26 protein-coding genes and 1 tRNA gene are annotated in these 26,376 nt (G+C 64.3%); 11 read left to right on the plus strand and 16 right to left on the minus strand.

Annotated elements, in window-relative coordinates; all coding sequences use genetic code 11:
- Positions 1 to 66: 66 nt before the first annotated feature.
- The 8 genes from P6U25_RS14065 to P6U25_RS14100 form a co-directional block, all read right to left on the minus strand.
- Positions 67 to 957 (minus strand): crotonase/enoyl-CoA hydratase family protein, encoded by an 891-nt coding sequence (locus P6U25_RS14065; RefSeq protein WP_407151760.1) that lies wholly within the window; start codon positions 955 to 957, stop codon positions 67 to 69.
- Between the two features lie 133 nt (positions 958 to 1,090).
- Positions 1,091 to 2,512: an amidase gene (locus P6U25_RS14070; protein ID WP_407151761.1), complete on the minus strand. Its 1,422-nt coding sequence runs from the start codon at positions 2,510 to 2,512 to the stop codon at positions 1,091 to 1,093.
- Positions 2,505 to 3,677, minus strand: coding sequence for a M20 aminoacylase family protein (locus P6U25_RS14075; protein WP_407151762.1), 1,173 nt, complete (start codon positions 3,675 to 3,677; stop codon positions 2,505 to 2,507). The genes P6U25_RS14070 and P6U25_RS14075 overlap by 8 nt, the downstream gene beginning before the upstream one ends.
- 7 nt (positions 3,678 to 3,684) lie before the next feature.
- Complete coding sequence (locus P6U25_RS14080; protein ID WP_407151763.1) at positions 3,685 to 5,205, minus strand: M81 family metallopeptidase; 1,521 nt, start codon at positions 5,203 to 5,205, stop codon at positions 3,685 to 3,687.
- 163 nt (positions 5,206 to 5,368) lie between these two features.
- Positions 5,369 to 7,033: an ABC transporter ATP-binding protein gene (locus P6U25_RS14085; RefSeq protein ID WP_407151764.1), complete on the minus strand. Its 1,665-nt coding sequence runs from the start codon at positions 7,031 to 7,033 to the stop codon at positions 5,369 to 5,371.
- Positions 7,030 to 7,917 carry an ABC transporter permease gene (locus P6U25_RS14090; protein ID WP_407151765.1) on the minus strand — a complete coding sequence of 296 codons (888 nt, stop codon included), beginning with the start codon at positions 7,915 to 7,917 and terminating at the stop codon, positions 7,030 to 7,032. The genes P6U25_RS14085 and P6U25_RS14090 overlap by 4 nt, the downstream gene beginning before the upstream one ends.
- Positions 7,918 to 7,920: 3 nt before the next feature.
- Positions 7,921 to 8,862: an ABC transporter permease gene (locus P6U25_RS14095; protein WP_407151766.1), complete on the minus strand. Its 942-nt coding sequence runs from the start codon at positions 8,860 to 8,862 to the stop codon at positions 7,921 to 7,923.
- Positions 8,863 to 9,076: 214 nt separating this feature from the next.
- Positions 9,077 to 10,207 carry a M20/M25/M40 family metallo-hydrolase gene (locus P6U25_RS14100; protein WP_407151767.1) on the minus strand — a complete coding sequence of 377 codons (1,131 nt, stop codon included), beginning with the start codon at positions 10,205 to 10,207 and terminating at the stop codon, positions 9,077 to 9,079.
- A gap of 266 nt (positions 10,208 to 10,473) precedes the next feature.
- On the opposite strand from P6U25_RS14100, the gene P6U25_RS14105 reads away from it, so the two are divergent.
- The gene (locus P6U25_RS14105) at positions 10,474 to 12,072 is read left to right on the plus strand and encodes an ABC transporter substrate-binding protein (protein WP_407151768.1); all 1,599 of its coding nucleotides are present in this window, start codon (positions 10,474 to 10,476) and stop codon (positions 12,070 to 12,072) included.
- A 117-nt stretch (positions 12,073 to 12,189) separates the two neighbouring features.
- On the opposite strand, the gene P6U25_RS14110 is transcribed toward P6U25_RS14105, so the two are convergent.
- Positions 12,190 to 12,477 carry a hypothetical protein gene (locus P6U25_RS14110; RefSeq protein ID WP_407151769.1) on the minus strand — a complete coding sequence of 96 codons (288 nt, stop codon included), beginning with the start codon at positions 12,475 to 12,477 and terminating at the stop codon, positions 12,190 to 12,192.
- Between the two features lie 291 nt (positions 12,478 to 12,768).
- Here P6U25_RS14110 and P6U25_RS14115 point away from each other — a divergent pair, with 291 nt between their 5' ends.
- Positions 12,769 to 13,056, plus strand: coding sequence for a PilZ domain-containing protein (locus P6U25_RS14115; protein ID WP_407151770.1), 288 nt, complete (start codon positions 12,769 to 12,771; stop codon positions 13,054 to 13,056).
- A gap of 300 nt (positions 13,057 to 13,356) precedes the next feature.
- Here P6U25_RS14115 and P6U25_RS14120 read toward each other — a convergent pair.
- Positions 13,357 to 13,443, minus strand: a tRNA-Leu gene (locus tag P6U25_RS14120).
- 223 nt (positions 13,444 to 13,666) lie between these two features.
- On the opposite strand from P6U25_RS14120, the gene P6U25_RS14125 reads away from it, so the two are divergent.
- Positions 13,667 to 14,098, plus strand: a complete 432-nt coding sequence (locus P6U25_RS14125; RefSeq protein ID WP_407151771.1) for a twin-arginine translocation pathway signal — start codon at positions 13,667 to 13,669, stop codon at positions 14,096 to 14,098.
- Positions 14,099 to 14,138: 40 nt separating this feature from the next.
- On the opposite strand, the gene P6U25_RS14130 is transcribed toward P6U25_RS14125, so the two are convergent.
- Complete coding sequence (locus P6U25_RS14130) at positions 14,139 to 15,338, minus strand: FAD-dependent monooxygenase (protein WP_407151772.1); 1,200 nt, start codon at positions 15,336 to 15,338, stop codon at positions 14,139 to 14,141.
- 7 nt (positions 15,339 to 15,345) lie between these two features.
- On the minus strand, positions 15,346 to 15,591 hold the full coding sequence (locus P6U25_RS14135; protein ID WP_407151773.1) for a zinc-finger domain-containing protein: 246 nt from the start codon (positions 15,589 to 15,591) through the stop codon (positions 15,346 to 15,348).
- A 237-nt stretch (positions 15,592 to 15,828) separates the two neighbouring features.
- Between P6U25_RS14135 and P6U25_RS14140 the strand changes: the two genes are divergently transcribed.
- A complete protein-coding gene (locus P6U25_RS14140) occupies positions 15,829 to 16,959 on the plus strand; it encodes a hypothetical protein (protein ID WP_407151774.1) in 1,131 nt (376 codons plus the stop codon).
- A gap of 76 nt (positions 16,960 to 17,035) precedes the next feature.
- Positions 17,036 to 17,788: an alpha/beta fold hydrolase gene (locus tag P6U25_RS14145; RefSeq protein WP_407151775.1), complete on the plus strand. Its 753-nt coding sequence runs from the start codon at positions 17,036 to 17,038 to the stop codon at positions 17,786 to 17,788.
- Here P6U25_RS14145 and P6U25_RS14150 read toward each other — a convergent pair.
- Positions 17,774 to 19,168 carry a hypothetical protein gene (locus tag P6U25_RS14150; RefSeq protein ID WP_407151776.1) on the minus strand — a complete coding sequence of 465 codons (1,395 nt, stop codon included), beginning with the start codon at positions 19,166 to 19,168 and terminating at the stop codon, positions 17,774 to 17,776. The genes P6U25_RS14145 and P6U25_RS14150 overlap by 15 nt on opposite strands.
- A gap of 197 nt (positions 19,169 to 19,365) precedes the next feature.
- On the opposite strand from P6U25_RS14150, the gene cysE reads away from it, so the two are divergent.
- Both cysE and P6U25_RS14160 read left to right on the plus strand, forming a co-directional pair.
- Complete coding sequence (gene cysE, locus P6U25_RS14155) at positions 19,366 to 20,193, plus strand: serine O-acetyltransferase (RefSeq protein ID WP_407151777.1); 828 nt, start codon at positions 19,366 to 19,368, stop codon at positions 20,191 to 20,193.
- A gap of 182 nt (positions 20,194 to 20,375) precedes the next feature.
- Complete coding sequence (locus P6U25_RS14160; protein WP_066511091.1) at positions 20,376 to 20,588, plus strand: DUF3126 family protein; 213 nt, start codon at positions 20,376 to 20,378, stop codon at positions 20,586 to 20,588.
- A gap of 152 nt (positions 20,589 to 20,740) precedes the next feature.
- Here P6U25_RS14160 and P6U25_RS14165 read toward each other — a convergent pair whose 3' ends face one another.
- Entirely contained in the window at positions 20,741 to 21,451 is a 711-nt protein-coding gene (locus tag P6U25_RS14165; protein ID WP_407151778.1) for a hypothetical protein, read from the minus strand.
- Between the two features lie 219 nt (positions 21,452 to 21,670).
- On the opposite strand from P6U25_RS14165, the gene P6U25_RS14170 reads away from it, so the two are divergent.
- Positions 21,671 to 22,000, plus strand: a complete 330-nt coding sequence (locus P6U25_RS14170; protein ID WP_407151779.1) for a DUF6949 family protein — start codon at positions 21,671 to 21,673, stop codon at positions 21,998 to 22,000.
- Between the two features lie 190 nt (positions 22,001 to 22,190).
- Positions 22,191 to 22,721 (plus strand): gamma carbonic anhydrase family protein, encoded by a 531-nt coding sequence (locus P6U25_RS14175; protein WP_407151780.1) that lies wholly within the window; start codon positions 22,191 to 22,193, stop codon positions 22,719 to 22,721.
- Positions 22,722 to 22,728: 7 nt separating this feature from the next.
- Here P6U25_RS14175 and P6U25_RS14180 read toward each other — a convergent pair whose 3' ends face one another.
- Positions 22,729 to 22,965 (minus strand): hypothetical protein, encoded by a 237-nt coding sequence (locus P6U25_RS14180; protein WP_407151781.1) that lies wholly within the window; start codon positions 22,963 to 22,965, stop codon positions 22,729 to 22,731.
- Positions 22,966 to 23,581: 616 nt separating this feature from the next.
- Here P6U25_RS14180 and P6U25_RS14185 point away from each other — a divergent pair.
- Positions 23,582 to 24,118 carry a hypothetical protein gene (locus tag P6U25_RS14185; RefSeq protein WP_407152517.1) on the plus strand — a complete coding sequence of 179 codons (537 nt, stop codon included), beginning with the start codon at positions 23,582 to 23,584 and terminating at the stop codon, positions 24,116 to 24,118.
- Between the two features lie 1,132 nt (positions 24,119 to 25,250).
- On the opposite strand, the gene P6U25_RS14190 is transcribed toward P6U25_RS14185, so the two are convergent.
- Positions 25,251 to 25,913: a hypothetical protein gene (locus P6U25_RS14190; protein WP_407151782.1), complete on the minus strand. Its 663-nt coding sequence runs from the start codon at positions 25,911 to 25,913 to the stop codon at positions 25,251 to 25,253.
- Positions 25,914 to 25,963: 50 nt separating this feature from the next.
- On the opposite strand from P6U25_RS14190, the gene P6U25_RS14195 reads away from it, so the two are divergent.
- Positions 25,964 to 26,374: a hypothetical protein gene (locus tag P6U25_RS14195; RefSeq protein ID WP_407151783.1), complete on the plus strand. Its 411-nt coding sequence runs from the start codon at positions 25,964 to 25,966 to the stop codon at positions 26,372 to 26,374.
- The last annotated feature ends 2 nt before the right edge of the window (positions 26,375 to 26,376 follow it).

Raw genomic sequence — 26,376 nt, forward strand, 5'->3', positions numbered from 1 at the left:
CGTCCTGCTGATGTCGCGCAGCAGGACGACGCCGCCAGGTGTCGACGTCGCGGGGACGCCGTTCGCTCACTTGTACTCGCGCTCTTGCCACCACGGGAAATAGTCGGGCATGTCCGACGACACCTTGTTCTTGAACTGTGCCGGACGCTTCTCCAGGAACGACACCACGCCCTCCTTGACGTCGTCGGAGCGACCGCGGGCGTAGATGCCGCGGCTGTCGACCTTGTGCGCTTCCATCGGATCGTCGGCACCCATCATGCGCCACATCATCTGGCGGATCAGCGCCACCGACACCGGCGCCGTCTTGGCGGCGAACTCCCTGGCGAGCGCACGCGCCGTCGGCAACAGCTCGTCCGGCGGCACCACCTTGCTGACGAGCCGGCCGGCAAGCGCTTCCTGCGCCGGAAAGACCCGGCCTGAATAGCACCATTCCAGCGCCTGCGAGATGCCGACGATGCGTGGCAGGAACCAGCTCGAGGCGGCCTCCGGCACGATGCCGCGCTGGGAGAACACGAAGCCGAAGCGGGCGGCCTCGGAGGCGATGCGGACGTCCATCGCAAGCTGCATGGTGACGCCGATGCCGACCGCCGGACCATTCACCGCTGATATCACCGGCTTCAGGCACTTGAAGATGCGCAGCGTCACCTGGCCGCCGCCGTCGCGCACCTGCGGATCGCTGTAGTCGACGCTGCCGTCGGCATTCCGCCGCACTGGCCCGCGCCGCGCGTCGCGATCGAAGGTGTTGGCGCCGGATGACAAGTCCGCGCCGGCGCAGAAGCCGCGGCCCGCGCCGGTGACGATGATGGCCCTGACGTCGTCATCCTTGTCGGCTTTGTCGAACGCGTCGATCAGCTCCTGCTGCATCGTGGCGTTGAAGGCGTTGAGCTGGTCGGGCCGGTTCAGCGTGATGGTGAGAATCTGCTCGGCGACCTCGTACTTGATCGTCTCATACGCCATGGGGATGATTTCCTCTCGGTTTTCTTGGATGAAGCGCAATGCGCTTCGTCATCCAGATAACCCGGCAATGCATCCCTTGGAAAGAAGCGCGATGCGCGGAAGGGCTCCGCGCATCGCGACTTGCGTTGAGGCGCTATTTCTTCGGCGGCGTCGGCCACGGTTTCTGCGCGCCGCGCAGGCTCTCGAAGGCCTTGCCCATGCCGAGCACGCCGATGTCGTCGAAGCGGCGGCCGACGATCTGGACGCCGATCGGAAAGCCCTTCTTGTCGTAGCCGCCGTTGATCGACAGCGCGGGATTCTCCGACATATTCCACGGCACGGTATAGCAGATGTGCTCGAACGGTTTTGCCGGATCGTTGAGCGGCGCGGCGAACTCCGCCGGGAAGTTGACGACCGGCGACACCGGCGAGATGACGTAGTCGATCTCGCAGAACAGCTTCGCCGCCGCCGCCCGGATCGCCATCGTCTGGTTGAAGCCGCGCACGACGTCGACACCGGAGAGCTTCGCACCGGCCTCACCCCATTTGAGAATGTAGGACAGTGTCTTGTCGCGCTCGGCCGCCGGCAGCTTCGACAGATCGTCCCACATCCGGGCACGCCAGAAATTGTCGAGGCCTTCGAGCATCTCCTGGGTCAGGATGCCGTCGATCTCGGTGATCACGGCGCCGGCGGATTCGAAGGCCTTCGCGGCCTTGACGACGACGTCGCGAACCTCCTTCTCGAGCTTCTGGCCGACGCCGAGATCGAGCATCAGGCCGATGCGCAGCTTACGCGGCGCCTTCTCCAGCGCCTTCCAGTTGACCTCGAGGGCGGCGGGCAGGCTCATGCCGTCGCGACGGTCGGGGCGCGACAACACGCTCATCATCAGCGCGGCGTCGTCTACCGTCCGGGTCATGGGACCGGCAACGCGGCCGACATAGGGCGGGTCGATCGGCACGCGACCAAGGCTCGGCTTCAGCGCCACGAGACCGCACCAGCAGGCCGGCAGCCGCACCGAGCCGCCGATATCGGTGCCGAGATGCAGTGGGCCATAGCCGGCGGCAGCCGCCGCGCCCGCGCCGGCGCTCGATCCGCCGGGGTTCTTGCTGACATCCCAGGGATTGCGGGTGAGAGGATGGAACGAGGACAGGCCCGACGACAGCATGCCGTAGTCGGGCATCGTGGTCTTGGAGAAGATCACGCAGCCTGCTTCGCGCAACCGCGCGGCAGGCGGTGCGTCCTTCAGCGCCGGCGCGAGCTTGACGCTCGCTGAACCCAGCGGCACCGGCTGGTCCTTGGTTGCGACATTGTCCTTGATGGTCGCGGGAACGCCGTCGAGCGTGCCGGCGGGCTCACCCTGGTTCCAGCGCCCGGTCGAGGCCTTCGCAACCTTGCGCGCCCCGTCCGGATCGTAGAGGTACAGCGCCTTGATGTGCGGCTCCCATGCCGCCACGTGGGCGATGATCTCTTCCAGGACCTCCGACGGCGAGAACTGCTTCGCACGATAGCCGGCGAGCAGGTCGACGGCGGAGAGGTCGTGCAGCGAGGTGATGGCGTCCTGAGTGGCCTTATGCATGGGCACCTACCGGCAAGCGTTTCTCGATGATGCGGGCGAACATGCTGGCGCCGATCGGCAGGATCTTGTCGTCGAGAACGTAACCGGGGTTATGCACGGGCACCGAGCCGTCATGGCCGACCCAGAAATAGGCACCGGGAACGGCCTGCATCATGTCGGCGAAATCCTCGCTGCCCATCTTCGGCGTCGAGCGGGTGATCACCTTGGCGGGATCGACCACGGTGCGCGCGACGTCCTCGACGACGCGGGACTGCTCTTCCTGATTCACCAATACGCTGAAGCCGTCGCGGATCTCGACCGAGATTTCGGCGTCATACGCCGCCGCAATGCCGGCGGAGATTTCGCGCATGCGCTTGCGGATCAGCGCGCGGATCTCGTCGGAGAAGCAACGTACCGTGCCGCACATCCAGGCTTCGCCGGGAATGACGTTGTACGCCGACCCGGAATGGATTTGCGTGATCGACAGCACCGCAGCCTGCAGCGGATCGACGTTGCGGCTGACGATCGACTGCAACGCCTGTCCGAGTGTCATTGCGATCACGACCGCGTCCTTGGAGCGCTCCGGCATCGCGCCATGCGCGCCGTAGCCCTGAATCCTGATGTCGAAGAAGTCGGCTGCGGCCATTGCCGGACCCGGCAGGATGGCGATCTCGCCATGGTTGAGGTCGGGCGCGTTGTGCAGGCCATAGACCTCGTCGCAGGGGAACTTCTGGAACAGGCCGTCCTTGATCATCGCGCGCGCGCCGCCGAGGCCTTCCTCGGCCGGCTGGAAGATGAAGTGCACGGTGCCGTCGAAGTTGCGGGTCTCGGCCAAATAGCGGGCCGAGCCGAGCAGCATCGTGGTGTGGCCGTCATGGCCGCAGCCGTGGAAGCGGCCGGGAATCGTCGAGCGCCACTTCAGATTGGTGTTCTCCTCCATCGGCAGCGCGTCCATGTCGGCGCGCAGGCCGATCTTCTTGGTGCCGTTGCCCTTGCCCTTGAGCACGCCGACCACGCCGGTGCCGCCGAGGCCGCGATGCACCTCGATGCCCCAGCTCTGCAGCTTGTCGGCGACGATGCCGGACGTGCGCACTTCCTCGAAGCCGATCTCGGGATGCGCGTGCAAATCCCGCCTGATGGCGGTGAGTTCGTCGGCAAAGCTGTCGATGCGCTCAATTGTGGGCATGGTCTCTCTATCCGTTGGTGCGTGATGGGGAGGTGGGCGTGAAGGCAGGACCGTTCGGCTTGATGCGAATGCCCGGACGCAGATGCTTCCAGGGCAACGAGGCGGTATCCGCCGGCATCGCGCCGGGTGCGGCGCAGATCAGGAGTTTTGCCGCGATCGGCTCGAAATCGGCGCGGAAGTGCACCGAGCTCTTGTTGACCAGGATCTTCTGCGACGTCGGCTCGATGCCGACAAAGCGATACATCGACTGGTCGGCGAGTTGAGCCTTGTAGGAGCCGACGACAACGCGGACGTCGCCGATGCGGAGGCAGGCCGACGGCCCCATGTCCATGTCGCGGCCGCCATAATAGGGGCCAGGTGCGACGAACTTGCCGTCGGAGAGCTGTTCGACGACGAAGGTCTCCTTGTACGGCGCGTCGCCGGGAATTCCCGACTTGCCGCCGAGATCGAGCGTGACGGTCGCGCCGACGCCGGCCGCGTGCGCGGCCTTCGCCGATTGCGGATCGTAGATCACGCCGGTCGCGGCACTGGCCTTGTTGCGCACCAGCGCGCGCAGCATGCCTGTGGTGTCGGAATCGCCGCCCGCGCCGGGATTGTCCTGGGTGTCGGCGATGATGATCGGCTTGCTCGCTGATTGCGCGAGCTCCATCGCCAGCCGCACGCCTTCGTCGGGCGAATAGATGCGGCCGTCGAAATCGTCTTCATGGCTTTCGACCAGCGCGACGATGCGGTCGGCCACTGCGTCCGCATCGGCTTGGGTCCGGCCGTAGGCGAACACGCTCGGGCCGCAATCCCTGAAGTCGGCGGCCGGAAAGCCCGGCGCGAACGAGAGCGTCGGCACGGCATCGCTCTCCAGCGCGGCGAGCTTCTGATAGATGCCCTTGGTCGGCTGGTCGTTGGTGCATTGCCAACTGATCGGGATCAGGAACGGCAATTGCCGGAACGCTTTCGCAAAGCGCTGGCCGGTCTTGAGCAGCAGCGCCAGATGTCTCGCGCAGGCGCGGCCGGCGTCGGCCATGTCGACATGGGGATAGGTGCGGTAGGCGATCAGCGCATCGGCATGTGCGATCATCTCGGGCGAGACGTTCGCGTGCAGGTCGAGGCTCGCGACCAGCGGCAGGTCCTTGCCGATCACCTTGCGGACGCGGGCGAGAATTTCGCCTTCGCCGTCGTCATGGTGCTCGGTCACCATCGCCCCGTGCAGGTCGAGATAGACGGCATCGATCGGCCCGGCCGCGGCGATGCCATCGACCATCTCCTTCACGATCCGCTCGAACGCATCCTTTGTCACATGCGCCGACGGACTCGCAGCCGCCGAAATCGTCGGCACCAGCTCCCAGCCACTGGCCTCCGCGGCCTCGACGAAGCCGGCGAGGCCGACATTGATCTTGCGCATGACCTTGAGCACGTCGGCGCCGTGCGCCATCGAGGGCCAGCCGCCGCCATGCACGAAGTCGTCATAGGTTGCCTTCGTCGGCGCGAAGGTATTGGTCTCGTGCAGGAAGCCGCCAACGGCAATGCGGGTCATCAAGTCGGTCTCAACGTTTTCATTGATCATGATGCGACGGATCATGCTCTAGCGCGCGACGTTAAGCGTGTCGTCGCGCCAAGCGCAAGCCGTGGAGCACTTCCGGATTTGCATGCCGCATGGGCGTATCGAAAGGTCAGGCCAAGGCACTACGGCTAAAGACTTAGGCCGTTGCACCAATGCCTTCCGAAACCGGGCGGAAATTCGCGAAGTCCCAGCCGCGCCCGGGGGCCGCATCGAGCAAGGCCCGGGTGTAGGCTTGTTGCGGATTGGTCAGCACCTCGGCGGCCGGCCCCTGTTCCACGACACGGCCATGCTGCATCACGGCGACGTCGTCGCAAATCTGTGCGGCAACGCGCAAATCGTGGGTGATGAACAGCAGCGCGATGCCGAGCCGCTTCTGGATTTCGTCAAGCAGATCCAGCACCTGCGCCTGCACCGAGACGTCGAGCGCGGAGACTGCTTCATCCGCCACCAATACGTCCGGATCGAGCGCCAGCGCGCGTGCGATCGCGATGCGTTGGCGCTGGCCGCCGGAGAATTGGTGTGGATAGCGCGAGATCGCGTCGGGCGGCAGGTGGACCAGCTCGAGCAGCTCGCGCGCTCTCGCAAGCGCGTCCTTGCGCGACATGCCGTAATTGATCGGGCCCTCCGCGATGCTCTCGCCGACGGTGACCCGCGGATTGAGCGAGCGGTAAGGATCTTGGAACACGATCTGGATCTTCTGGCGATGCGGCTGCAGGAGCCGTCGCGACAAATCGGAGATCTCGCGGCCGGCGAGCCGTACGCCGCCGGAGGTCGGGTCGATCAGGCGGACGATGCAGCGCGCCACCGTCGATTTTCCCGAACCGCTTTCGCCGACGATGCCGAGCGTGCGGCCCTTGCGCAAGGTGAGGGTGACGTTCTGCGCCGCGGCGACCTCGCGCGCCTTGCCGAACAGCGACCGCTCCCGGTAGACCTTGCCGAGCTCGTTGGCCTCCAGCACGACCGGTTCTGTCGTCTCCGGGCGCGGCGCCCGCGGCACGAGGCTCGGCACCGAGGACAGGAGGTTGCGTGTGTAATCCATCTTGGGATTGCGTAGCACGTCCTGGAGCGCGCCGGTTTCGACCAACCGGCCATGGCGCATCACCGCGACGCGGTCGGCGATCTCGGCGACCACGCCCATGTCGTGGGTGATGAACAGCACCGCAGTGCCATGGTCGCGCTGCAGGTCGCGGATCAAGGTGAGGATCTGCTTCTGGGTGGTGACGTCCAGCGCGGTGGTCGGCTCGTCCGCGATCAGGAGCTTCGGCTCCAGCACCAGCGCCATCGCGATCATGATGCGCTGACGCTGCCCGCCCGAGAGGCGGTGCGGATAGGAGGCAAAGATACGCTGCACGTCGGGCAGCCGCACATGCTCCATCATCGCCAGGATCTTCTGCCGCCGCGCGCGGGCATCGAGATCGGTGTGGGCGCGCAGCACCTCGTCGATCTGGCGGCCGACCGGCACCACCGGATTGAGCGCGGTCATCGGTTCCTGAAAGATCATCGCCATCCGCGTCGCGCGCAACTGGCGCAGCCGCCGGTCGCTGGCAGCCAGCAGATCCTCGCCGACCAGCTTGATGCTGCCGCCGGACGGCACCAGCGTGCCCTTCTGCTGCAGGCCCATCACGGTGAGCGAGGTCACCGATTTGCCCGAACCGCTTTCGCCGACGAGGCACAGCGTTTCACCCTCGCGCACCTGCAACGACAGGTCGTCGATGATGCGATGGGCGTCCGTCTTGCGGCCGAGGCTGACGACGAGGTTGTTGATGTCGAGGACGACGTTGGTGGACTTGGCTGCGGTCACTTGCCCTCACGCTGCTTCATGCGGGGATCGAGCGCGTCGCGTGCGGCGTCGCCGATCAGATTGACGCTGAGAATGGCGATCGAGAGCAGAAGCCCCGGCCAGAAGATCAGCGACGGCTTGACCTGAAAATAGGCCCGGCCTTCCGCCATGATGTTGCCCCAGGTCGGCGTTTCCGGCGAGATGCCGGCGCCGAGGAACGACAGGATCGCCTCGGTGAGGATCGCGGATGCGCAGACATAGGTGCCTTGCACGATCAGGGGCGCGATCGTGTTCGGCATCAAATGCCGCCACATGATCTTGGGCAGGCTGGAACCGAGCGAGATCGCCGCCTCGACATAAGGCTCCTCGCGCGCGGTCAGCACCACCGATCGCACCAACCGCGCCACACGCGGGATTTCGGGGATGGTGATCGCGATCATCACGGTCCAGATGCTGGCGCCCGACAGCGACACCACCGCGATCGCGAGCAGGATGGAGGGGATCGCCATCAAGCCGTCCATCACGCGCATCATGACCGCATCGACCCATCGGAAGAAGCCGGAGACGAGGCCGATCAGGAGCCCGACGCCGATCGAGCAGATGGCGGCGCCAAGCCCGATCAGGAGCGAGATCCGGGCACCGTAGATGATCCGCGACAGCACGTCGCGGCCATAGGCATCGGTGCCGAGCAGGAACTGCGCTGACGACGGCTTCAGTCGCTGCGCCGGTGTCAGCAGCAGCGGATCGTGCGGTGCGAGCAGCGGTGCGAAGATCGCCATCAGGATGATGAGCACGAGACAGATCGTCGCGATCGCGATGATCGGCGTCGCCGTCAGGAAACCGAACTTCAGCCGGAACGGCCGGGTGACCGGAAGCGAGGACTCGGGAAGGGTATCGATCGCCATCGCTCAGTACCGGATACGAGGATCGAGCAGGGTGTAAGCGACGTCGATCAGCAGGTTGACCCCGACATAGATGCCCGACGTCAACAGGATCATTGCCTGGATCACCGGATAATCGCGCGCCAGCACCGCATCGACGGTGAGGCGGCCGATGCCGGGCAGGTTGAAGACGCTCTCGGTGACGACGACACCGGAGATCAGCAGCGCAAAGCCCGAGCCGATCACGGTGATGACGGGCACCGCGGCATTGCGCAGCGCGTGACGCAGCAGCACGCCGGTCTCGCTGATGCCCTTGGCGCGCGCGGTGCGTACGTAGTCCTCGCCGAGCACATCGAGCATCGAGGCGCGCGTCATGCGCGCGATCAGCGCGACATAGATGAAGGAGAGCGTGCAGGTCGGCAGGATGATGCGCTCGAAGAACGGACCGAAACCGGCCGAGATGCTCTTGAAGCCCTGCACCGGCAGCCAGCGCAAATCAATCGCAAAGACCTGGATCAGCACGTAGCCGATCACGAACACGGGCACGGAGAAGCCGAGCACGGAAAGGCCCATCACGCCGCGGTCGATCCAGGTGCCGTGCTTCCATGCCGCGATCACGCCAAGCGGCACCGCGACCAGGATCGACAGCACGATGGTGGTCAGCGCAATCGAGATCGAAGGCTCGACGCGCTGGCCGATCATCTTCAGGACCGGCACGTTGGAGATCAGGGAGACGCCGAGATCGCCGTGCAGCAGCTTGACGATCCAGGTGTAGAACTGGATGTAGATCGGCTCATTGAGACCGAGCGATGTTCTGATGCGTTCGAGCTGTTGCGGTGTCGCGTTGTCGCCGGCGAGGATCGCGGCGGGATCGCCGGGCGTCAGCCGCAGCAGCAGGAACACGAACAGCGCGACCACTCCCATCACGGGAACGGCGGCCAGGATGCGGCGAATGAGATAGCCGAGCAAATGCACTCCGTTGGATTGTGGTCGATAAAGTCCCCGGCGGACCGTAGCACCTCAGCAAGTCCTGTGCCATCGAGGCCGGCATTTTTGCGGTGCAGCTAATCCCTCCGGGATTATTCCCGTCGTGAGGCGCGAGGTCGTCCACTGAACGGTGGATTGCATTCGCGCTTCAATGCTGATCTCGCCGCAAGTAACCAGTATGGGTTCGTAACGGAGTTTATTCCAGCGTCGCCAACAGCGCCGCCATCAGGCGGCCGCGCTCGGCGAGGCTGTCGACCTCGATATGCTCGTTGAGCGTATGCGCGTCGGCGCCGCGAACACCGAGGCCATCGAGCGTGGGGATGCCCATCGCCCCCGTAAAGTTGCCGTCAGAGCCGCCGCCGGCGCTGCCGTGCGGCAGATCGAGGCCCATCTCGCGGGCAAGGCCCTTTGCCTTCTCGTACAAAGCCATGGTGCCTGCATCGGGTTCCCAGACCGGACGGGTGACGCCGCGCGTCACCTTGAAGGTCACGTCGTTGCTCGTGCCCGACAGCGCCAGCATCCGCTCGACGCCGCGGTCGAGATCGGCCTGACGCTTGGCCATGCTGAGAGCTTCGCCGGTGCAGGTTGTTGCAACGCAATTGACCCATTGGCCGCCATGCACGATGCCGACCGAGAAGGTGCAGTCCTCGGTCGTCATGCCGTCGATGGCGAGGATCTGCCGCGCCATTTCGCGGATCGCGGAGCGACCGGACGAGAGCGTGGCGCCTGCATGGCTGGGCTTGCCGATCGCTTCCAGATTGAAGCGCGCGATCGCGTAGCGTCCAGTGACGACGCCATTGTTCGGCCGGCCCGGCTCGGGCACCAGCACATATTTGTTGCGCGCCGCTTCCGCCTCGATGATGTCGCGCGTCGACGGTGTGCCGACCTCTTCATCGGGCGTGAACAACACGGTGATCGGCAGCGGCGTCGTGAACGACGCACGCGCCAGTTGTCGGATCGCTTCCAGCGACAAGTAGTTGCCGCCCTTCATGTCGAAGATGCCGGGGCCGTAGCACTTGTTGCCTTCGCGCCGCCATTTCAGCGTCTCGATCGTGCCGACCGGATGAACGGTGTCCAAATGTCCGGCAATCAGGATTCCGGGCTGGCCTTGCTTGGGATGAGGGAAGCGGGCACGCACGCAGCCTGCGAAACCTTGCCGTCCTGCGATGCGCTCGATGGTCGCACCCATGATCGCCATCTCGCGCGCGGCGAGATCGAGCATGCGCTCCACGGCCGCAGCGTCCCAAGTCGGGCTTTCACACTCCACCCAGCCGCGCAGGCCCTGCAACATCGTTTCGGAATCAAACGGAAGATTGGCTGGGTTCATGGTTGTTCTCGCTTCGCTTCTCTGACCGCGCCGGCATCGCGCGCGCCTACGAAAATCTTACGCGGCGATTTTGTAAAGCCAAAATGCAGCGCACCATGAAATTCGTTTGTGTACGTGCGATCGCGACCAAAACCCGATTGACGCGCAAAGCACTTGGTGCAAGTCTCGATTTCGCAAGCCATACAGCGTGTTAGTTCGCTTAAATAACGAACCGCATGCATAACGAATAAGCTGGCTTTGACCACTTTCACGTCAGGAGAGATTGCATGTTCCTCAGCTCGCGTTGGAAGCACTACACGATAGCGGCCGCGCTGTCGGTGCTTGCGCTGTCGTTTGCGCCGAAGGCGATGGCCGCAGAGAAGACCATCACCGCGGTGATGCATTCGGATTTGCGCATCATCGATCCAATCCTGACCACGGCTTATATTACGCGTGACCATGGCTACATGGTCTACGACACGCTGATTGCCACCGACTCCAACTTCAAGATCCAGCCGCAGATGGCGGACTGGAAAGTGTCTGACGACAAGCTCACGTACACATTCACGCTGCGCGACGGCCTGAAGTGGCATGATGGAACGCCGGTGACGGCCGAGGACTGCGTCGCTTCGCTGAAGCGCTGGGCCAAGGTCGATGGCATGGGCCAGAAGCTGATGGACTTCACGGCCAGCCTCGAGGCCACCGATGCCAAGACGATCACGCTGAAGCTGAAGGAGCCCTATGGGCTGGTTCTGGATTCGATCGGCAAGCCGTCATCGCGGGTCGCCTTCATGATGCCGAAGCGGCTCGCCGAAACACCGCCGGACAAGCCCATTCCGGAGCAGATCGGCTCGGGTCCCTTCAAGTTCGTCCAGTCTGAATTCCAGCCGGGCGTGAAGGCGGTGTATGTGAAGAACAAGGATTATGTGCCGCGCAAGGAGCCGGCGAGCTGGACCGCGGGCGGCAAGGTCGTGAAGGTCGACCGCGTCGAGTGGCTGACGATGGCGGATGCGCAGACCGCGATCAACGCGCTGCAGTCAGGCGACATCGATTTCATGGAAAATCCGTCGTTCGACATGTTGCCGGTTCTCGAAAGCAATCCGGACCTCAAGGTCGAGACGCTGAACAAGTTCGGCTTCCAGACCCTCGGCCGGATGAACTTCCTCTATCCGCCCTTTGACAACGTCAAGGTCCGTCGCGCCGCGCTGCTGGCCGTCAACCAGAAGGACGTGCTCGATGCGCTGGTCGGCAATCCCAAATACTACAAGACCTGCGTCGCCTTCTTCATCTGCGACACGCCGTTCGCGACGGATGCCGGCGGTGAGACGCTGCTGAAGGGCGGCAACATCGCCGAGGCCAAGAAGGCGCTCGCCGAGTCCGGCTACGATGGGACGCCCGTCGTGATCATGGCGCCGGGAGACGTCACCACTCTGAAGGCTCAGCCGGTTGTCGTCGCCCAGCAATTGCGGGAGGCCGGCTTCAAGGTCGACCTGCAGGCGACCGACTGGCAGACCGTCGTCAGCCGGCGCGCCAGCCAGAAGTCCCCGAAGGAGGGTGGCTGGAACATGTTCTTCACCAACTGGGTCAGCGCCGACGTCTCCAACCCGATCACCAACCTCTCGATTGGCGGTCAGGGCAAGAATGGCGGCTGGTTCGGCTGGGCCGAGGACGCCAAGATCGAGCAGTTGAAGGATGCCTTCGTTCGTGCGCCGTCGCTCGACGAGCAGAAGAAGATTGCGACCGAGATCCAGAAGGAAGCCTACGATCAGGTCATCTACATTCCGCTCGGCCAGTACCAGGCGCCCAGCGCGTGGCGGAAGTCGCTCACCGGCGTGCTCGACGGACCGGCGACCCCGATCTTCTGGAATATCGACAAGTCGGAGTAGGGCGACGCAAGCCTCGTCCGAGACGAATGGCCGGGCTTGTCCCGGCCATTTTTCGTTTTCGCAGACCGCATGGGTCCCGACGGGCGTGCCCCTTCGGCGTCGTTACGCTGGGTTCTCTTATCGGGAGGCGGCGCGGTCTGACAGGCTTGTCAGCTCGATCGAGCCGATGCGCGCATGGTTCAGCGAGATCAGCACTGTGCCCGCCAACAGCAACGTGCCGTAGAAGGCGATCGCGCCGCGGGCCCATCGCCGGAAGACCGCGCGCTCCTCTGGCGTCGCCTCGCGGAATGTCCGCGCGTTCAATCCGTTGCTGCAATGAGCGGCGTCGTCACTATAAGCATTCATCGAAGCGGCGGCGTTGTGCGCCTGGCTATCGGGGATCGCATTGGGATCGGCACTGGCCATGGGGCAAATCTCCGATTGAAATCAATTTGGGATACGAGGACCCGCGAAAAATGCGGCCGGAGTTTCCAGCGAATGATAGCTACGCCGCTCGGTGATCATCTCCTGTGAACTGCATCACAGCCGCGGGACACGATGCGGTGACGGGCGTACAACTCGTGTCGCTGATGGCATTGCCCCATTGATTGGCAGGCCAATCCGCTGGCGCCGACATCGAGGTTGTCTATGCGTAAGTCTCGTGTCAGGTTTGCGCGGTAATCTAAATGCCCGCCTCCGTGCATATCGCGACAATCCATGGCCGAAGACGACATCAACTCCGCGCCGATCGGTGCACAATGGCCGGCTGCCATCTCGGACCGGCGCGCCGCTCGGCGCCGCCGGATTCTCAAGTCCGGGGCGATCGAATTCGGAAGCGAGGCGATTCCGTGCACGGTCCGCAGCCTCTCCGCAGACGGGGCCGGGATCGAGGTCAACTCGCCGCTCTGGTTTCCTGACCGCTTCGTGCTCGCCGTCGAGGGCGAGCGGCGATCGTCCCGGATTGTGTGGAAAAAGGGACAGCGCCTCGGACTGGCGTTCGATTGACGCCCGGCCTGCGTGCCAGTGATCGGCGAGACAGACCGCCGTCCCTCGGTACGGCTGGCTCACCCCGAGCGCAGGGCAGGGCAATCGCATATGGCGTCTGCGGAGGTTGTCCGCGGGCCCCCTTCGCCTCTCCCGCTTGCGGGGGAGGCCGACGCGTGCGCAGCGCGCGGCGGGTGGGGGCTTCCTCCACGAGACGACTCGCGGAGAGAACCCCCGCCCCAGCCCTCCCCCGCAAGCGGGAGAGGGAGCCGACTGCCGATGCGACTCGAATCTCATATGCGATTGCCCTGGAGCGAAGGGTGGTGCGGGCGGTGGGAGTCGAACCCACACGACGTTGCCATCGAGGGATTTTAAGTCCCTTGCGTCTACCAGTTCCGCCACGTCCGCGTTGCGCCAGGCGCGCCGACTTCTAGCGCGTTTGGCGGCCGAGTGGAATTGGCATTATCCTGAGCGAACGGATGCGGGTTCAACGGCTTAGCGCTTCGCTGCCATGCCAATTGCGCAACGCCTGCGTCACGGGATAAGGCAAGGCGCTGCCGCGAAGAAGCCTCAATCCGGACATCGCTGGCTGCTTTAGGCAATCTCAACACTGTCTGACTAAGAAAGCTGCATGTCCGTTCGCAATTCACGCCGCCGAAGCCTGTCGCGCGCGGCCCTCATCGCTGCGTTGCTCGCCTTGGCCGCGGGCGCATCCGGCTGCGCGCAGATCGGCGACTCCATGTCGTCAGCTTTCGCCGATCCCGCCAAATACGAGCTCTATGATTGCAAGCAGCTCGAGGCCGAGCGAAAGAGCCTTACCAACCGTGCCGCGGAGCAGGAAGGGCTGATGGCAAAGGCCCGGACCGGCGTCGGCGGTGCCCTCGTGTCGGAGATGGCCTACCGCAACGAGCTGATTGCGATCCATGGCCAGCAGAAGTTCGCCGAGGAAGCCTGGCGCAAGGGCAAGTGCCATGAAACGCCGCCGGACACTCCTGCGGCGACACCGGCTCCCACGGCGGCGCCCAACGCGAAGGGCTCACGGTCGCGTTCCGGGCTCCACTAGCTAACACGTTTCCGGGTAGCGTAGCCTCCCGGCGCGAGCCTCACACGCGCCAGTCGTAGATCCAATCCTGCCGCGCCAGCATGCGATGCGGTCCCATCGCACGGATGGCAAGATCGCGCGCGATCGCGGCGGCCCCGCTGAGGTGATAGATTCGGCCCTGTTGCCGGGCGACGCGCTGCACCTGCAACACGCGCGCACGCCGCGTCTGCGTATAGCGCGCCAGCGCGGCCGGAATCTCCGATCTGGTGCCAGTGCTGCCGCTCAGGCTCTTCGCGAGCACGGCTGCGTCTTCGATCGCCATGCCGGCGCCCTGCGCGGCAAATGGCAGCATCGCATGCGCGGCATCGCCCAGCAGCGCCACCGCACCTTCGTTCCAGCGGCCGATATCAGGCAGGGTAAAGAGCGCCCATTTGCGCCAGCCGTCGACTGCGCAGACCAGCGTCTGCGCGACCGATGGCCAGCGCGACTCGGCGAATACGCCGTTGATCTCGTTGCTGTCGCCGGGTGCGCTCCAGCCCGGCTGGTTCCATGCGCCCGCTGTGATTGCGACGACGTTGATCTGTCGTCCGGCCGAAATCGGATAGACCACGAGATGCGCATCGGGCCCCATCCAGAGCTGCACACACGGTGCGGCGTCTTCCTGTGGAAGGGCGCTCGCCTCCAGCGTGCCGCGCCAGGCGATCAGGCCCGAGAACTGCGGCTGGACATCCGGGAATAGTTGCCCGCGCACCGACGACCAGATGCCATCAGCGCCGATCAGCGCCACCGCCTGTTCCTGCTGCCGTGCATTGCCGCGCTGCTGTACCACCGTCAGCCCTTCGGCGTGCCTGGTGACGTCCTCGAACTGGCAGCCCAGGCGGAGATCGATCTCGGGGTGGTCGTTGACTGCGGCCTGGAGCGCGGCCTGCAGGTCGGCGCGATGGACCACCCAATAGGGGGCGCCGGCCCGCGCCGCAGCGGCTTCGCCGAGCGGCATTCGCGCGATCTCGCCGCCGGCCCGTGTGCTCATGATGTTGACGGATTCTGGCGTCACCGCGCGCGGTGCAAGCCGCTCCCTCAGCCCGAGCTCGACCAGGATTCTGCTGGCGTTGGGTGAGAGCTGGATCCCCGCGCCGGCTTCCTCGAGCTGCTCGGCCCTTTCGAGCACCACGACGCGGAAACCTTGCGCCGCCAGCGTCAGCGAGGCGGTCAGTCCTCCGATTCCGGCGCCCGCTACGACAACGGTTCGCGTCAGCGCCACGGAGCGGTCAGGCGACCTTGTCTTTCACGACGCATTCCGGAGGGCGCGCCTCACCGGGACCGAGGTCGGTCGCGAAGCGATAGAGCGTCGAGCAATACGGACAGATGATCTCGTTGTCGTTGCCGAGGTCGAGGAACACGTGCGGATGGTCGAACGGCGGGTTGGCGCCCACGCACATGAACTCCTGCGAGCCGATCTCGATCACTGAGACACCGGCATCGTTGTGGAAGTGCGGGACGACGTGGTCGGACATATTCTCACCTTGGTGGCAACGGCAGACGAATGCATTCAGCAGCGTGCAGCCCTGCGAAATGCGGCGCACCATACTGGCGGGAACAATTGATTCCTAGAGCCCCGATCGCTCATCTGCTCATGCAAATTCGACACAATCTTGTCGTCCCAGAGAAGCCCTCCTTTGGTCGGAGCCGTTGTGTCGCAAAAACGGCACACTATGTCCAAGACGAATTAAACTCGAGGTTCCTTCGCCGAAATGAACCGGATGCGTCTCAGCTTCGCGGTGGCGGGCATGGTGGCAAGCGTTGCGCTTGGCCTCGCCATCTGGCCGCATGCCCGCGATGCTGGCGTCGTGCTGGCGGCGCAGGACGATCCCGCGGCGCTCGCCGATGTCAGGCTGAATTCCGTCCTGCGGAGCAATCCTGCATTGCTCGGCGAGAATATCGAGGCGGCGCTCGCCTCTCACGATGCCGATCTTGCGGCGAGCTTGGTCGCGCTCGCGCGCGAGAAGAACGTCGCGCTCAATGACGAGCTCACAGCGCGCGTCGACGATGCGGTCGCCGAACAAAATTCCACCACGCATTTTGCCAAGGGCTTCGCCACCGGTCTCGTCACCGGCAACGCCGACGACGTCGCAAGCCTGTCCGGCACGGTCGCGGGCGATCTCTTCGTGTTCGGCGACGTCAGGGATGTCGTGCGCGAGGGCAAGCACCTGGCGATGGGCGAGGATACCGACCGTCTGGTGCTCGGGCTTGCGGCCGCGGGCCTCGCGGTGACCGCGGCGACCTATGTGTCGGTCGGCGGCGTCGGGCCGTTGCGCGCTGGATTGACGCTGGTCAAGGACACGCGCAAGGCGGGACGGCTGAGCGAGGGGCTGGTCGAATGGGCCGGCCGCTCGACGCGCGACGTCGTCGACACGCCGGCGTTGCGAGAGGCGGTCGCATCCGGTTCGGTCTTTCGGCCGAGAGAGACCGCGAGCGCGATCCGCGCCGCGTTCCGGGCCGAGAAGGCCGGCGCGCTGGTACGCGCTGCCAAGGATGTCGGGCGCATCGGCGAGGCCGCCGGCATGCGCGCCGCGCGCGACACGCTGAAGATCGCGGAGAACCCCAAAGACCTGGCGCGTGCCGCCCGGCTTGCGGAAGCGAAGGGTGGCCAGACCCGCGCGATCCTGAAACTGCTCGGCCGCGGCGCGCTGCTGCTCGCGGCCGGGACATTCAACCTGACGATGTGGCTGTTCGGTGCGCTGCTCACGCTGTTCGGCTTCCTGTCGTCGATCAAGGCGACCGCCGAGCGGGCCACGGCGTCGTGGCTCAGGCGGAGCAAGGCGCGCCGCCTGCGGCAGATGGCGGCCCAGGTTGCGCTGGCGGGTCCTGCCGCCCAGGGCTAGGTTTGCGATCGCGCGTCGATCGCCAATCCCCAATCCTCCAAAAAACCAATCCCCCCAAAAAACAACGGAATGGATGATGCCGAGTTTTCATCACGGCGATGTTGAAATCGCCTATCTCGACGAGGGTGAGGGCGAGCCGATCGTGCTTGTGCATGGCTTTGCGTCGAGCAAGAACGTCAACTGGATCTACCCGACATGGGTGTCCGAACTCGTCAAGGCCGGCCGGCGCGTCATCGCGCTCGACAATCGCGGCCACGGCGAGTCCACCAAGCTCTACGATCCCGCACAATACGAGATCGCGATCATGGCGAGCGACGTGATCGCGCTGATGGATCATCTTGCGATCGCGCGCGCCGATGTCATGGGCTATTCGCTGGGCTCGCGGATGACCGCGATCCTGGCGCGGGAAAATCCGGAGCGGCTGCGCTCGGCGATCCTGGGCGGCATCGGCATCGGGCTGATCGAAGGCGGCGGCCCCGGTGAGAACGTCGCGCTCGCGCTGGAAGCGCCGTCGTTCGACGATGTCACGGATCCGGTCGGCCGCACCTTCCGCGCCTTTGCCGACCAGACCCGCTCCGACCGCCGCGCGCTCGCGGCGTGCCTGCGCGGCTCGCGCCGCCTGATGACGCGTGCGGAGGCCGCCGGCATTCGCGTGCCGGTGTTGATTGCGGTCGGCAGCAAGGACGAGATCGCCGGCTCGGCGGTGGCGCTCGGCAAGATCATTCCGGGCGCGGAGGTGCTCGACATTCCGAACCGGGACCACATGCGGGCGGTCGGCGACAAGGTCTACAAGACCGGCGTCGCCGAATTCCTGTCACGGCGAGCTTAGTTCGTCTGCGTCACGCTCGCCGAACAATCGCGCAGCAGCGATCAACACCACGAAGGTGGCGATCCAGACCAGGCGCGCGCCGTAGCGGTCGTGCGGACCGGAGATCACCCCGCAGATCACGGCGTTGCCGAGCAGGGCGAGCGTGACGGTGCCTGCGAGCAAGGTGAGGTCGTCGCGCCGTCGCCGCCACAGGCCGTAGCCGAACAGGATCGCAACGATGAGCATCGAGCCCAGCGCGACCGGCACGTGGACACGGTTCATCGCGGTGAAATCGAGCCGCCAGCGCTGCTGGCGCGCCGCGCGCATCTTCGTGACTTGCGACGGAATATAACGCTCGATGATGCCATAGGTATGGGGAATCCAGCCATTGGTGCCTTCCCCGGTTGCCACATGCACAAGCTGGTCCGCGGTTGCTGTCAGCGCCGCCTTGGCCTGCCATGCAGGGTATTCGGCAAGCGACTGCACCACGATGTGGCCCATCTCGTCATTCAGGCCCGCGAAGCGCCCGAGCTTGTCGAACATGCTGTGGCCCCACAGGAAGTCATCGGCGGTCGGCGGCAACTCATTGCGATAGGGACAGAGCTTGAGGTTCTCCTTCGCGCAATGGTCGTGCAGATATTGCGTGACGATGCCGTCTTGCAGCATCCGGCCGAAGGCGACGCCGTAGCCGCCGGGCGTCCAGGCGAGTTGTCCGGAGAGCGCAAAATTCGCCGCCAGCAGCATGATGGCGCCGGCGGCGATGGTCAGGCTGCCTTGCAGCAGGCTGGCGGCCGGGATGCGTTTGCCGAGGAACGGACGTGCAATCCAGCCGACGCAACACAGCCCGAGCAGGATTGCGAGCGTCGCGCTGTGGGTCGCGCCCGAGAACGCGATGAAAGCGAACAGCGCAAACTTTTCCAGCGTCGCGATCTTCCCGCCATGCAGGACGAGGACGAACAGCGCAAGCACCGACAGGCCGGCAAAGATGTCGGTCAGCAGCATACTGGCCAGCCAGGGCAGGGCGGTGGTCAGGATCAGGATCAGGCCGATCGGGACCAGCCGGACGGTCCGGGCGAGGCCGAGCACGCGCAGCGTCAAGTACAGGATCCACAGCGTCGCCAGGGCTTGGATGCCGAGGTTGAGCCAGAAGCTCGATCCCTCGCCGAGGTGCAGGTAGATGCCGAACACGGTGGATCGGCTCGGCACCAGATATCCCTCGTACCAGCGGGCCAGATAGCCGCCGGTATCCCATTGGAGCAGCGGATAGCCGTTCCAGAACGCTGGCGCGAGCAGCAACAGGGGAATGGCGATGGTGGCGACCCAGACCGACCATGCATCGGTCAGGCGCGCGCGTAAAATCTGCGTGTTGATGATATATCCCCCCATATTGGGGCCGACCATGCCCAAAACTGCGGTAGGGAAGAAATCCGCCAATAGTTGCAGAAGCACGGCTTGATTTCGGCAAAATCCCGACCACTTGCCCTAGACGGCCGCCAGCGCGCGTTTGGCCGGGGTTCACCCTGCCGAGCCGTCCCGGGACGGGCCTGATCCGTCGTGCTATAACGCGCAACCGAACAACCGTATTGCGAGAGCAGGCTATGGCAGTTCATCAGGTCAATCCGCAGGGTGGGAAGCTTGCGGCGCTCGATCCGATCTGGGATCGCGTGCGCGGCGAGGCGGAGGACATCGTCCGACGCGAGCCGGAGCTTGCGTCCTTCATCTATTCGACCGTGCTTCATCATGACCGCCTGGAAGATTCGGTGGTGCATCGCCTGGCCGAGCGGCTCGACCATGCTGCACTGTCCGGCGACCTGATCCGCCAGACTTACGACGAGGCACTGCGCGATACGCCCGATATCGGCAACGCCTTCCGCGCCGATCTTGTTGCGGTCTACGACCGCGATCCGGCAACGTCGCGCTTCATCGATCCCTTGCTCTACTTCAAAGGCTTTCATGCGCTGCAGACCCATCGTCTCGCGCACTGGCTCTATCAGAAGGGCCGCAAGGATTTTGCCTATTATCTGCAGAGCCGTTCTTCCGCGGTGTTCCAGACCGACATCAATCCGGCCGCACGGATCGGCCGCGGCATCTTCCTCGATCACGCCACCGGCTTCGTTTGCGGCGAGACGGCGGTGATCGATGACGACGTCTCGATCCTGCACGGCGTGACGCTCGGCGGCACCGGCAAGGAGAACGAGGATCGCCACCCGAAGATTCGCCATGGCGTCCTGATCGGAGCCGGCGCCAAGATCCTCGGCAATATCGAGATCGGCCATTGCGCGCGCATCGCCGCGGGCTCGGTCGTGGTCAAGCCGGTGCCGCACAACGTCACTGTCGCGGGTGTGCCTGCAAAAATCGTTGGCGAAGCCGGCTGTGCCGAACCCTCGCGCACGATGGACCAGATGCTCAACGCGACCGGGCTTTGATTTCGTTCGTTTTCTGACCGCAGCGCGCGTCAAAACAGCAATCTGGAGCTTCGGTTCTGATTCATAAGAACCGAAGCTCTTGCAAAAAATATCGCGTTGTCGGAGCCTGAAAAGGCTCTGGCGGTCTTCGGCGTCTCGTCCTAAAACTCCCCGGAAAATCATCGACCCGATTGGAGACGGCTGTGGACGTTCAGGAAGTCAGGAAGCTCGACGCGTATCTCAAACGCGTTTTCGGCAATCCCAAGATCCGCGTGGTGCCGCGGCCGAAGAAGGATGACTCGGCCGAGGTGTATGTCGGCGAGGAGTTCATCGGCGTGCTGTTCGTCGATGACGAGGATGATGATCGTTCATTCCAGTTCCAGATGGCTATTCTGGAAGAGGATCTGAGCGAGTAGGAGCTCGGCGAGAAACCGTAAGAAGCCGTGTAGGGTGGGCAAAGCGAAGCGTGCCCACCATTGCGGCTTGAATCTGCGCGGCGGGCACGGTGCTGCGCACCTTTGCCCACCCCTACGACATCTACGAAATCTTGATACGTCGTGACGCGAGACTATCCCTTCGCGCTGTGCATCTGCCCGGAGAGGCGATCCATTGCCGTCGCGATGTCGCGCCATTGCGCAAGCCAACTGCGCGGAAAGCGGAACGTCAGATCGGCACCCTCGATGCGCCGCTCGCTCAGGCACATGCCGGGCGTCGAGGTGTCACGCGAGCAGCGCGCGGTCAGCGCGGGTTCACTTGAGGTGACCAGGTCCTCGCCGCCATAGGGCGTGCCATCGCGAAACGCGCGCATGGTCAGGCCGTCGTTCGTCGTTGCCGCGTCATTCAGATAGCGCGGATAGATCGTGCGCAGCCGCATGTCTGGCGCAAGCGAGTCGTGATGTGCGGCGATCGACACGAAGATCCGGTCGATCGGCTGCACCTTGTCCTCGATGGTGTCGGCGCTGTAGTGCTTCGGCGCCGCCGGTGCTTCGAGCGAGGGGTAGAGGAAGCTGAGGTCGACGCGCTCCTGCGGTCCGGAATGACGCTGGATCTTCATGCGCACCGCCAAGGTCGGCACGTTGAACAGCGTGCCGCCGACGCTGACCGGCAATCGCGACGGATCGCTCGGCGGCACGGTGGCGTAGGTCGGCCACAGCAGATAGGCGACCAGTGCGATCGCCGATGCGGCGATGACGGCCGAAAGGATGATCGGCAGCAGATGTGCGCGCGGATTGCGCCGCGTATCGCGGGCGAGATGCTGGGCCGTTGCAAGCAGTGTCATGAGCGAGGCATTGGATCAGGTCGGAGGGCCGAATCACTTGCCGAATATGCCATGGGGCGGTGGCGGATTCTCGTATGATTCCAATGCAGTCCGCACTAGCTATGCCGCGAGCGGGCGCTGCTCTGCTCCGTCGGATTAACCCTTTCTTAAGGATGATGTAGCGGCGGCCCGGTAATTTTGCGAAGCAGGGCGGTGGTCTGTTGCGTAGCGGAAGTTCCAATGTCGCCCGATACCCTGAATTCGCTGTTCTCGCTCTGCATTGGTTTCGCTCTCGCAGGCGCCCTGGCCAACGGATACCAGGCGATGGCGGCGCGTCCGGCCGGGTTCGGCCTGCTCCAGGAGGGGGTTGCGACGAAGGCCCTCGCGGCCGTGCCGTTTCTCGTCTTCGCTGCGCCCTTCATCATCATGCGCAATACGCTGCGTGGAGCGCGCATCGAACGCCGACGATTCGAATTCGTGATGATGGCAACCATCATCGCCGGCTTCTGGAGCCTGATGTCCGGCACCGTCTTCCTGATGACGCTGCGTGCGGCCGGTCTGTTGGCCTGATCGGATCATGATCCGTCCTCGATCATGATGCCCGTCGCTTGAAACCACGCGCGCCGCTGTGCCAAGGTCGCTCCGACCAGAGCTGTGGTTCTGATTGAATCGGAGCCACGGCTTTGAATTCTCGTTTCGATGCGTTTTCTTCACGCGAAGCGGTATCCACTTCGCTCGAAAACGCTCCAGGGAGACCTTCATGGCGATCTACGAGCTCGACGGGCAGGCGCCCGATCTTCCCTCTGACGGCAGCTACTTCATCGCCGACACCGCCGTCGTGATCGGCAAGGTGCGGCTCAAGCCGTCGGCGAGCGTCTGGTTCGGCGCAGTCATTCGCGGCGACAATGAGTGGATCGAGATCGGCGAGGGCTCCAACGTCCAGGACAATTCGACACTCCACGTCGACCCCGGCTTTCCGCTGACGATCGGCAAGGACGTGACCATCGGCCATAATGCGATCGTTCACGGTTGTACGCTCGAAGATGGCGTGCTGATCGGAATGGGCTCGATCGTGATGAACGGCGCGCGGATCAGGCGCGGCAGCGTCGTCGGCGCCGGCGCCGTCATCACTGAAGGCAAGGAATTTCCGGAATATTCGCTGATCATCGGCGCGCCTGCGCGCGCGATCCGCACGCTCGATGCGGCCCAGATCGAGGCGCTGTCAAGGCCCGCGAAGTCCTACGCCATCAGGGGACCGCAGTACAAGGCAGGGCTGAAGAAGATCGGCTGAGCCGTCGTCAGGTCTTCCGATCCCGCTTGCTTCTGTCCTTAGACGTTGCGGCACTCCGCTTCGGCGCGTCCTGTAGTCTTGCGCTCTTGCGCAAAGCATCCTTCAGATCGATCGGAATGCCGTGCTTCTTGAGCAGGTCGGCGAAGGCCTCGTCGGCGAGCTCCTGAAGCGTCGCCATGCGGTCACGACCAAGCTGCTTCAACTTGTCGAACGTATCGTCATCGAACTCGATCAGCTTGCGCAAATCCGCATTGCTCCAATGTCTGGCGGAACCGCCATCTTGCGGAATCGTTGACGTCCGCAAGGAGAATTTCCATGCGCAAAGTATCAGCCAGCGTCGCCCTGGCGACAATCGCAATTCTGCTGGCGTCTCCAGCGGCCTTGTCCCAAGGCACGGGACAAGGCGCAGGACAAGGCACAGCCAGCCCATTGTCTCCGCAACCCACCTCGCCACCGCCGCCCGGCACCAATAGCGCCGGCACCGCCCAATCCTCGGGAGGCAGCCCCAACACGCGTGAAGGCGTCACGACCGGTTCGGCAAACAGCCAGAGCGTCGACCAGGCCATCGAAAGGGAGAACCGATCGATCGACCAACGGCTGAAGGGTATCTGCCGCGGCTGCTAGAGGTTTTCGGTTCTCTAGATTCTTGTTTTGACGCGTTTTCTTGACGCGAACCGGTATCCACTTCGCTCGAAAACACTCTAGGGAGTACGGTTTTGAGGCTGCCGGCTCGATGACGCCGGTCGCGCAGAAGTGAGCGCGACGCCGCGCGCGGGCGTGAAGCCGCGACCTTACTTTGGGATTAAGACGATAGGGCGCAGGAGTGCTTTGACGTTTTCTTTGAGAAGGAGTGACAGGTGATGCTGCGTAACGTGATGGTCGCCTTCATGGCGACGGCCTCGATCAGTTTGCTCACGGTTGACACCGCATCGGCACGGGGTGGTTTTGGTGGCGGCGGCTTCCACGGTGGTGGTGGCTTCCACGGCGGTGGGTTTGGTGGTTTCCGTGGCGGCGGCGTGGGCTTCCGCGCTGGGGGATTTGGCGGCGGCTTCCGAACCGCAGCGATCGCCGGTCCGGCCTTCCACGGCGGATGGGCGGGGCGCGGCTGGGCAGGACGCGGTTGGGCCGGTGGCGGCTGGCGCGGTGGTGGCTGGCGCGGCGGCTACTGGCGTCATCGCGGTTGGGGCTGGGGTTTCCCGCTCGCAGCAGCAGCGGTCGGCTTTGGATTGGGCTACGGTGCCTATGACTACTATGACGGCGACTACGGCTATCCGTACTACGCCGGCTACGGTTACAACGACGACTACTACTATGGCGGCAGCAGTTGCTACATTGTCCGTCGCGGCGTGATGACGCCGTTTGGATGGCGAATCCGGCGCGTGCAGGTTTGCGATTGAGCTGGTGCGGCAGTGCATAGCACCGCTGATCGCTGTGCCGGCTGTTTGGGAATAGTTGTCGCGGCCTCGGTATCGTTATGCCGAGGCCGTCTCGTTTGAAGGCGCCGCCGGTATGCGGCTTGCATCGTATTCCGACTGGTCGGCGTGAACGCGCTGCGAAACAAGGGACGGTGCTGCGATCACAGCGGGGCCTCGGAGATGCTGTTCGTGGTTTCAGTCCCGCAGTCGCCCTGATCTGGATGCTCTGCGAACTCGAGCCGAAGCTTGCGGGGTTGTGGCTGAAGCACGATCGCGTCTCACGCGATCACATCGAGTGAAGCCGTAGGCGGCGCTGCGAGACGAACGTCGCAGTCGTTGGCCCGTCGCCTGCTCGAATGCATCGACGCTGGAAACCGAAATGGCGGTATCGGCTTTCCCATGGACGTCGAGGCCGTGCCTTCATACCGGGCGGCAGTCGCATCGGGGCTGTCCGGCCGGAGCAGGTTCGAGTGAGGCCAAGGCTCATGAACATAGTTCCGCCGCGTGGTCCGCGCAAAAGCCGTTCAGCCGGGAGCGTGGGGTGAGCGAAATGAAGAAAGCTGATGTAACGTGTCCACACTGTGGAGCCGGTTTCCGCCGGCTCGAACTGTCATCCGGATCCGGCACCCGAGGCGAGTATCACTGCCCGGCCTGCGACACGGTGTTGGAGCGTTTTGACGGTGACAGGCTGGTTGCCTATCGTCTGACCGTCCAGCCTTCAATTCGAGGGCTCAAGGGTTAGCGGGGGCGCCCGTCGCCCAGAGCATGGACGTGCAGCTCTCGGGGCGGAGATCTGCGATTCCGGGGCTCCAAAAGAACAAGGCCGTCGACGCAGTATACCGTCAACGACCTTGCCAGCCCCGGATATTGAAATCGGCTCACGCCATCCGGTGGCCGCAGGATGGCCCGAATTCGACGCGGGATGTGTGAACCAGTTCACAAAGTCGGGATTAATTCACGCTACCGGGCGCTCGAGATTTGGGCCCGGGCGGATCAGAAACGGCGCAAATCCAAGTTTTGACGGGTTTTTGACATTTTTGGGAAACCGACCGGCGATCGACTGTCCGCGGAAACCGTTGGCCCGATGGCTCGGACTGGCCGCCGATCCGAAGGATCAGCTCCGCGATCTGCCACGCTTGCGGTGGGCGGTCCGTGAACGCTTGCGCGGCGACTGATCGGCTGCGGACGGTTCAGTGGCCTGGGAGCTTGCGAAGGATTGGCGCAGGTTCTCAACCGCCTCGGTCAGCGCCGTGACCTGGTCGGAGAGCTTCTTGGCGTCAGCCTGTTGGGCGGCGATCTGCCGGCGGATGGTCTGCACCTGGTCCTGCAGCTCCTGCAACTGGTCGATCGATTCCTGCTGGGTTGCCTCGATCCCCCGGGTCTTTTCCGCCAGGCCTTCGGAGACTTGGGCGGTGCGGGCCTGCAACTCGCGGAAGGCAGCCGCGCGATCCGATTCGGACGTGTTGCCGAAGGCGCGCCACAGTCCGATCGAGCCGATCCCGAACAGCACGAGCACGAGCGCCACCGCGGCGATCGCGATCGGCTGGACGCCGATGCCGCTGCGCGGCTGCGAATCCTCGGGGGCTAGATCGATCATGCGGCCAGGACCGGGCATTGATTGAATGGCCCCGCATACCACAACCGGAGCGGGGCTAAAACCGTGGATTCGGATGGGGATGCGGCGGCGGTCGCAGGGCTGCAACGAAGGCTGCAACTTTGGGTCAAATTGGTTCCGGCTTTTTGCAGTGCGCAAAGCCGGCGCCGCGGCTTCATTCATGCTACCAGCCATGGTGTGAGCTCGTCCGATCGACGGGTACGGGGCAGGCGATGGTGTTCGCGATCAAGGCCGAGATACGCAATCCACAGGCCAAGACGTTTACGTTCCCGTCACAAAAGACCATGTACGGCGGCAGGCGTATTGCCGCCGGCGACATCGTTTTCCTGTTCGCGAGCGAGAACGAGGGCGGACAGGGCCTGATCGCGCGGGCGGTCGTCACCTCGGCCGAACCGGTCCCGCGGAAGCCCGGCGTCCTCAGGCAAACACCCCGCGTGAGCATCGCCGTCAGGCGCAAGGCGCTGGCGAAGCGTCGCCTCGGGCGGGCCGAGCTCAAGCGATATAGCGACTGGAGCGACGGCCATCCCGGGACCGAGCTCAACTTCAAATTCTACCGCCAAGCCACCAACAAGATCGTCGGTATCTCGGACGAGGCGGCCGCCTATCTCGGCGGCTTCTTCTAGCG

The sequence above is a fragment of the Bradyrhizobium sp. ORS 86 genome (assembly GCF_045571475.1).
GTDB lineage: Bacteria > Pseudomonadota > Alphaproteobacteria > Rhizobiales > Xanthobacteraceae > Bradyrhizobium.

Coding starts and splice junctions, on each gene's coding strand:
- P6U25_RS14065 (WP_407151760.1), bottom strand. CDS start 957: ATGGCGTATGAGACGATCAAGTACGAGGTCGCCGAGCAGATTCTCACC.
- P6U25_RS14070 (WP_407151761.1), bottom strand. CDS start 2,512: ATGCATAAGGCCACTCAGGACGCCATCACCTCGCTGCACGACCTCTCC.
- P6U25_RS14075 (WP_407151762.1), bottom strand. CDS start 3,677: ATGCCCACAATTGAGCGCATCGACAGCTTTGCCGACGAACTCACCGCC.
- P6U25_RS14080 (WP_407151763.1), bottom strand. CDS start 5,205: ATGACCCGCATTGCCGTTGGCGGCTTCCTGCACGAGACCAATACCTTC.
- P6U25_RS14090 (WP_407151765.1), bottom strand. CDS start 7,917: ATGGCGATCGATACCCTTCCCGAGTCCTCGCTTCCGGTCACCCGGCCG.
- P6U25_RS14100 (WP_407151767.1), bottom strand. CDS start 10,207: ATGAACCCAGCCAATCTTCCGTTTGATTCCGAAACGATGTTGCAGGGC.
- P6U25_RS14105 (WP_407151768.1), top strand. CDS start 10,474: ATGTTCCTCAGCTCGCGTTGGAAGCACTACACGATAGCGGCCGCGCTG.
- P6U25_RS14110 (WP_407151769.1), bottom strand. CDS start 12,477: ATGGCCAGTGCCGATCCCAATGCGATCCCCGATAGCCAGGCGCACAAC.
- P6U25_RS14115 (WP_407151770.1), top strand. CDS start 12,769: ATGGCCGAAGACGACATCAACTCCGCGCCGATCGGTGCACAATGGCCG.
- P6U25_RS14125 (WP_407151771.1), top strand. CDS start 13,667: ATGTCCGTTCGCAATTCACGCCGCCGAAGCCTGTCGCGCGCGGCCCTC.
- P6U25_RS14135 (WP_407151773.1), bottom strand. CDS start 15,591: ATGTCCGACCACGTCGTCCCGCACTTCCACAACGATGCCGGTGTCTCA.
- P6U25_RS14140 (WP_407151774.1), top strand. CDS start 15,829: ATGAACCGGATGCGTCTCAGCTTCGCGGTGGCGGGCATGGTGGCAAGC.
- P6U25_RS14145 (WP_407151775.1), top strand. CDS start 17,036: ATGCCGAGTTTTCATCACGGCGATGTTGAAATCGCCTATCTCGACGAG.
- P6U25_RS14150 (WP_407151776.1), bottom strand. CDS start 19,168: ATGGTCGGCCCCAATATGGGGGGATATATCATCAACACGCAGATTTTA.
- cysE (WP_407151777.1), top strand. CDS start 19,366: ATGGCAGTTCATCAGGTCAATCCGCAGGGTGGGAAGCTTGCGGCGCTC.
- P6U25_RS14165 (WP_407151778.1), bottom strand. CDS start 21,451: ATGACACTGCTTGCAACGGCCCAGCATCTCGCCCGCGATACGCGGCGC.
- P6U25_RS14170 (WP_407151779.1), top strand. CDS start 21,671: ATGTCGCCCGATACCCTGAATTCGCTGTTCTCGCTCTGCATTGGTTTC.
- P6U25_RS14175 (WP_407151780.1), top strand. CDS start 22,191: ATGGCGATCTACGAGCTCGACGGGCAGGCGCCCGATCTTCCCTCTGAC.
- P6U25_RS14185 (WP_407152517.1), top strand. CDS start 23,582: ATGCTGCGTAACGTGATGGTCGCCTTCATGGCGACGGCCTCGATCAGT.
- P6U25_RS14190 (WP_407151782.1), bottom strand. CDS start 25,913: ATGAATGAAGCCGCGGCGCCGGCTTTGCGCACTGCAAAAAGCCGGAAC.
- P6U25_RS14195 (WP_407151783.1), top strand. CDS start 25,964: ATGGTGTTCGCGATCAAGGCCGAGATACGCAATCCACAGGCCAAGACG.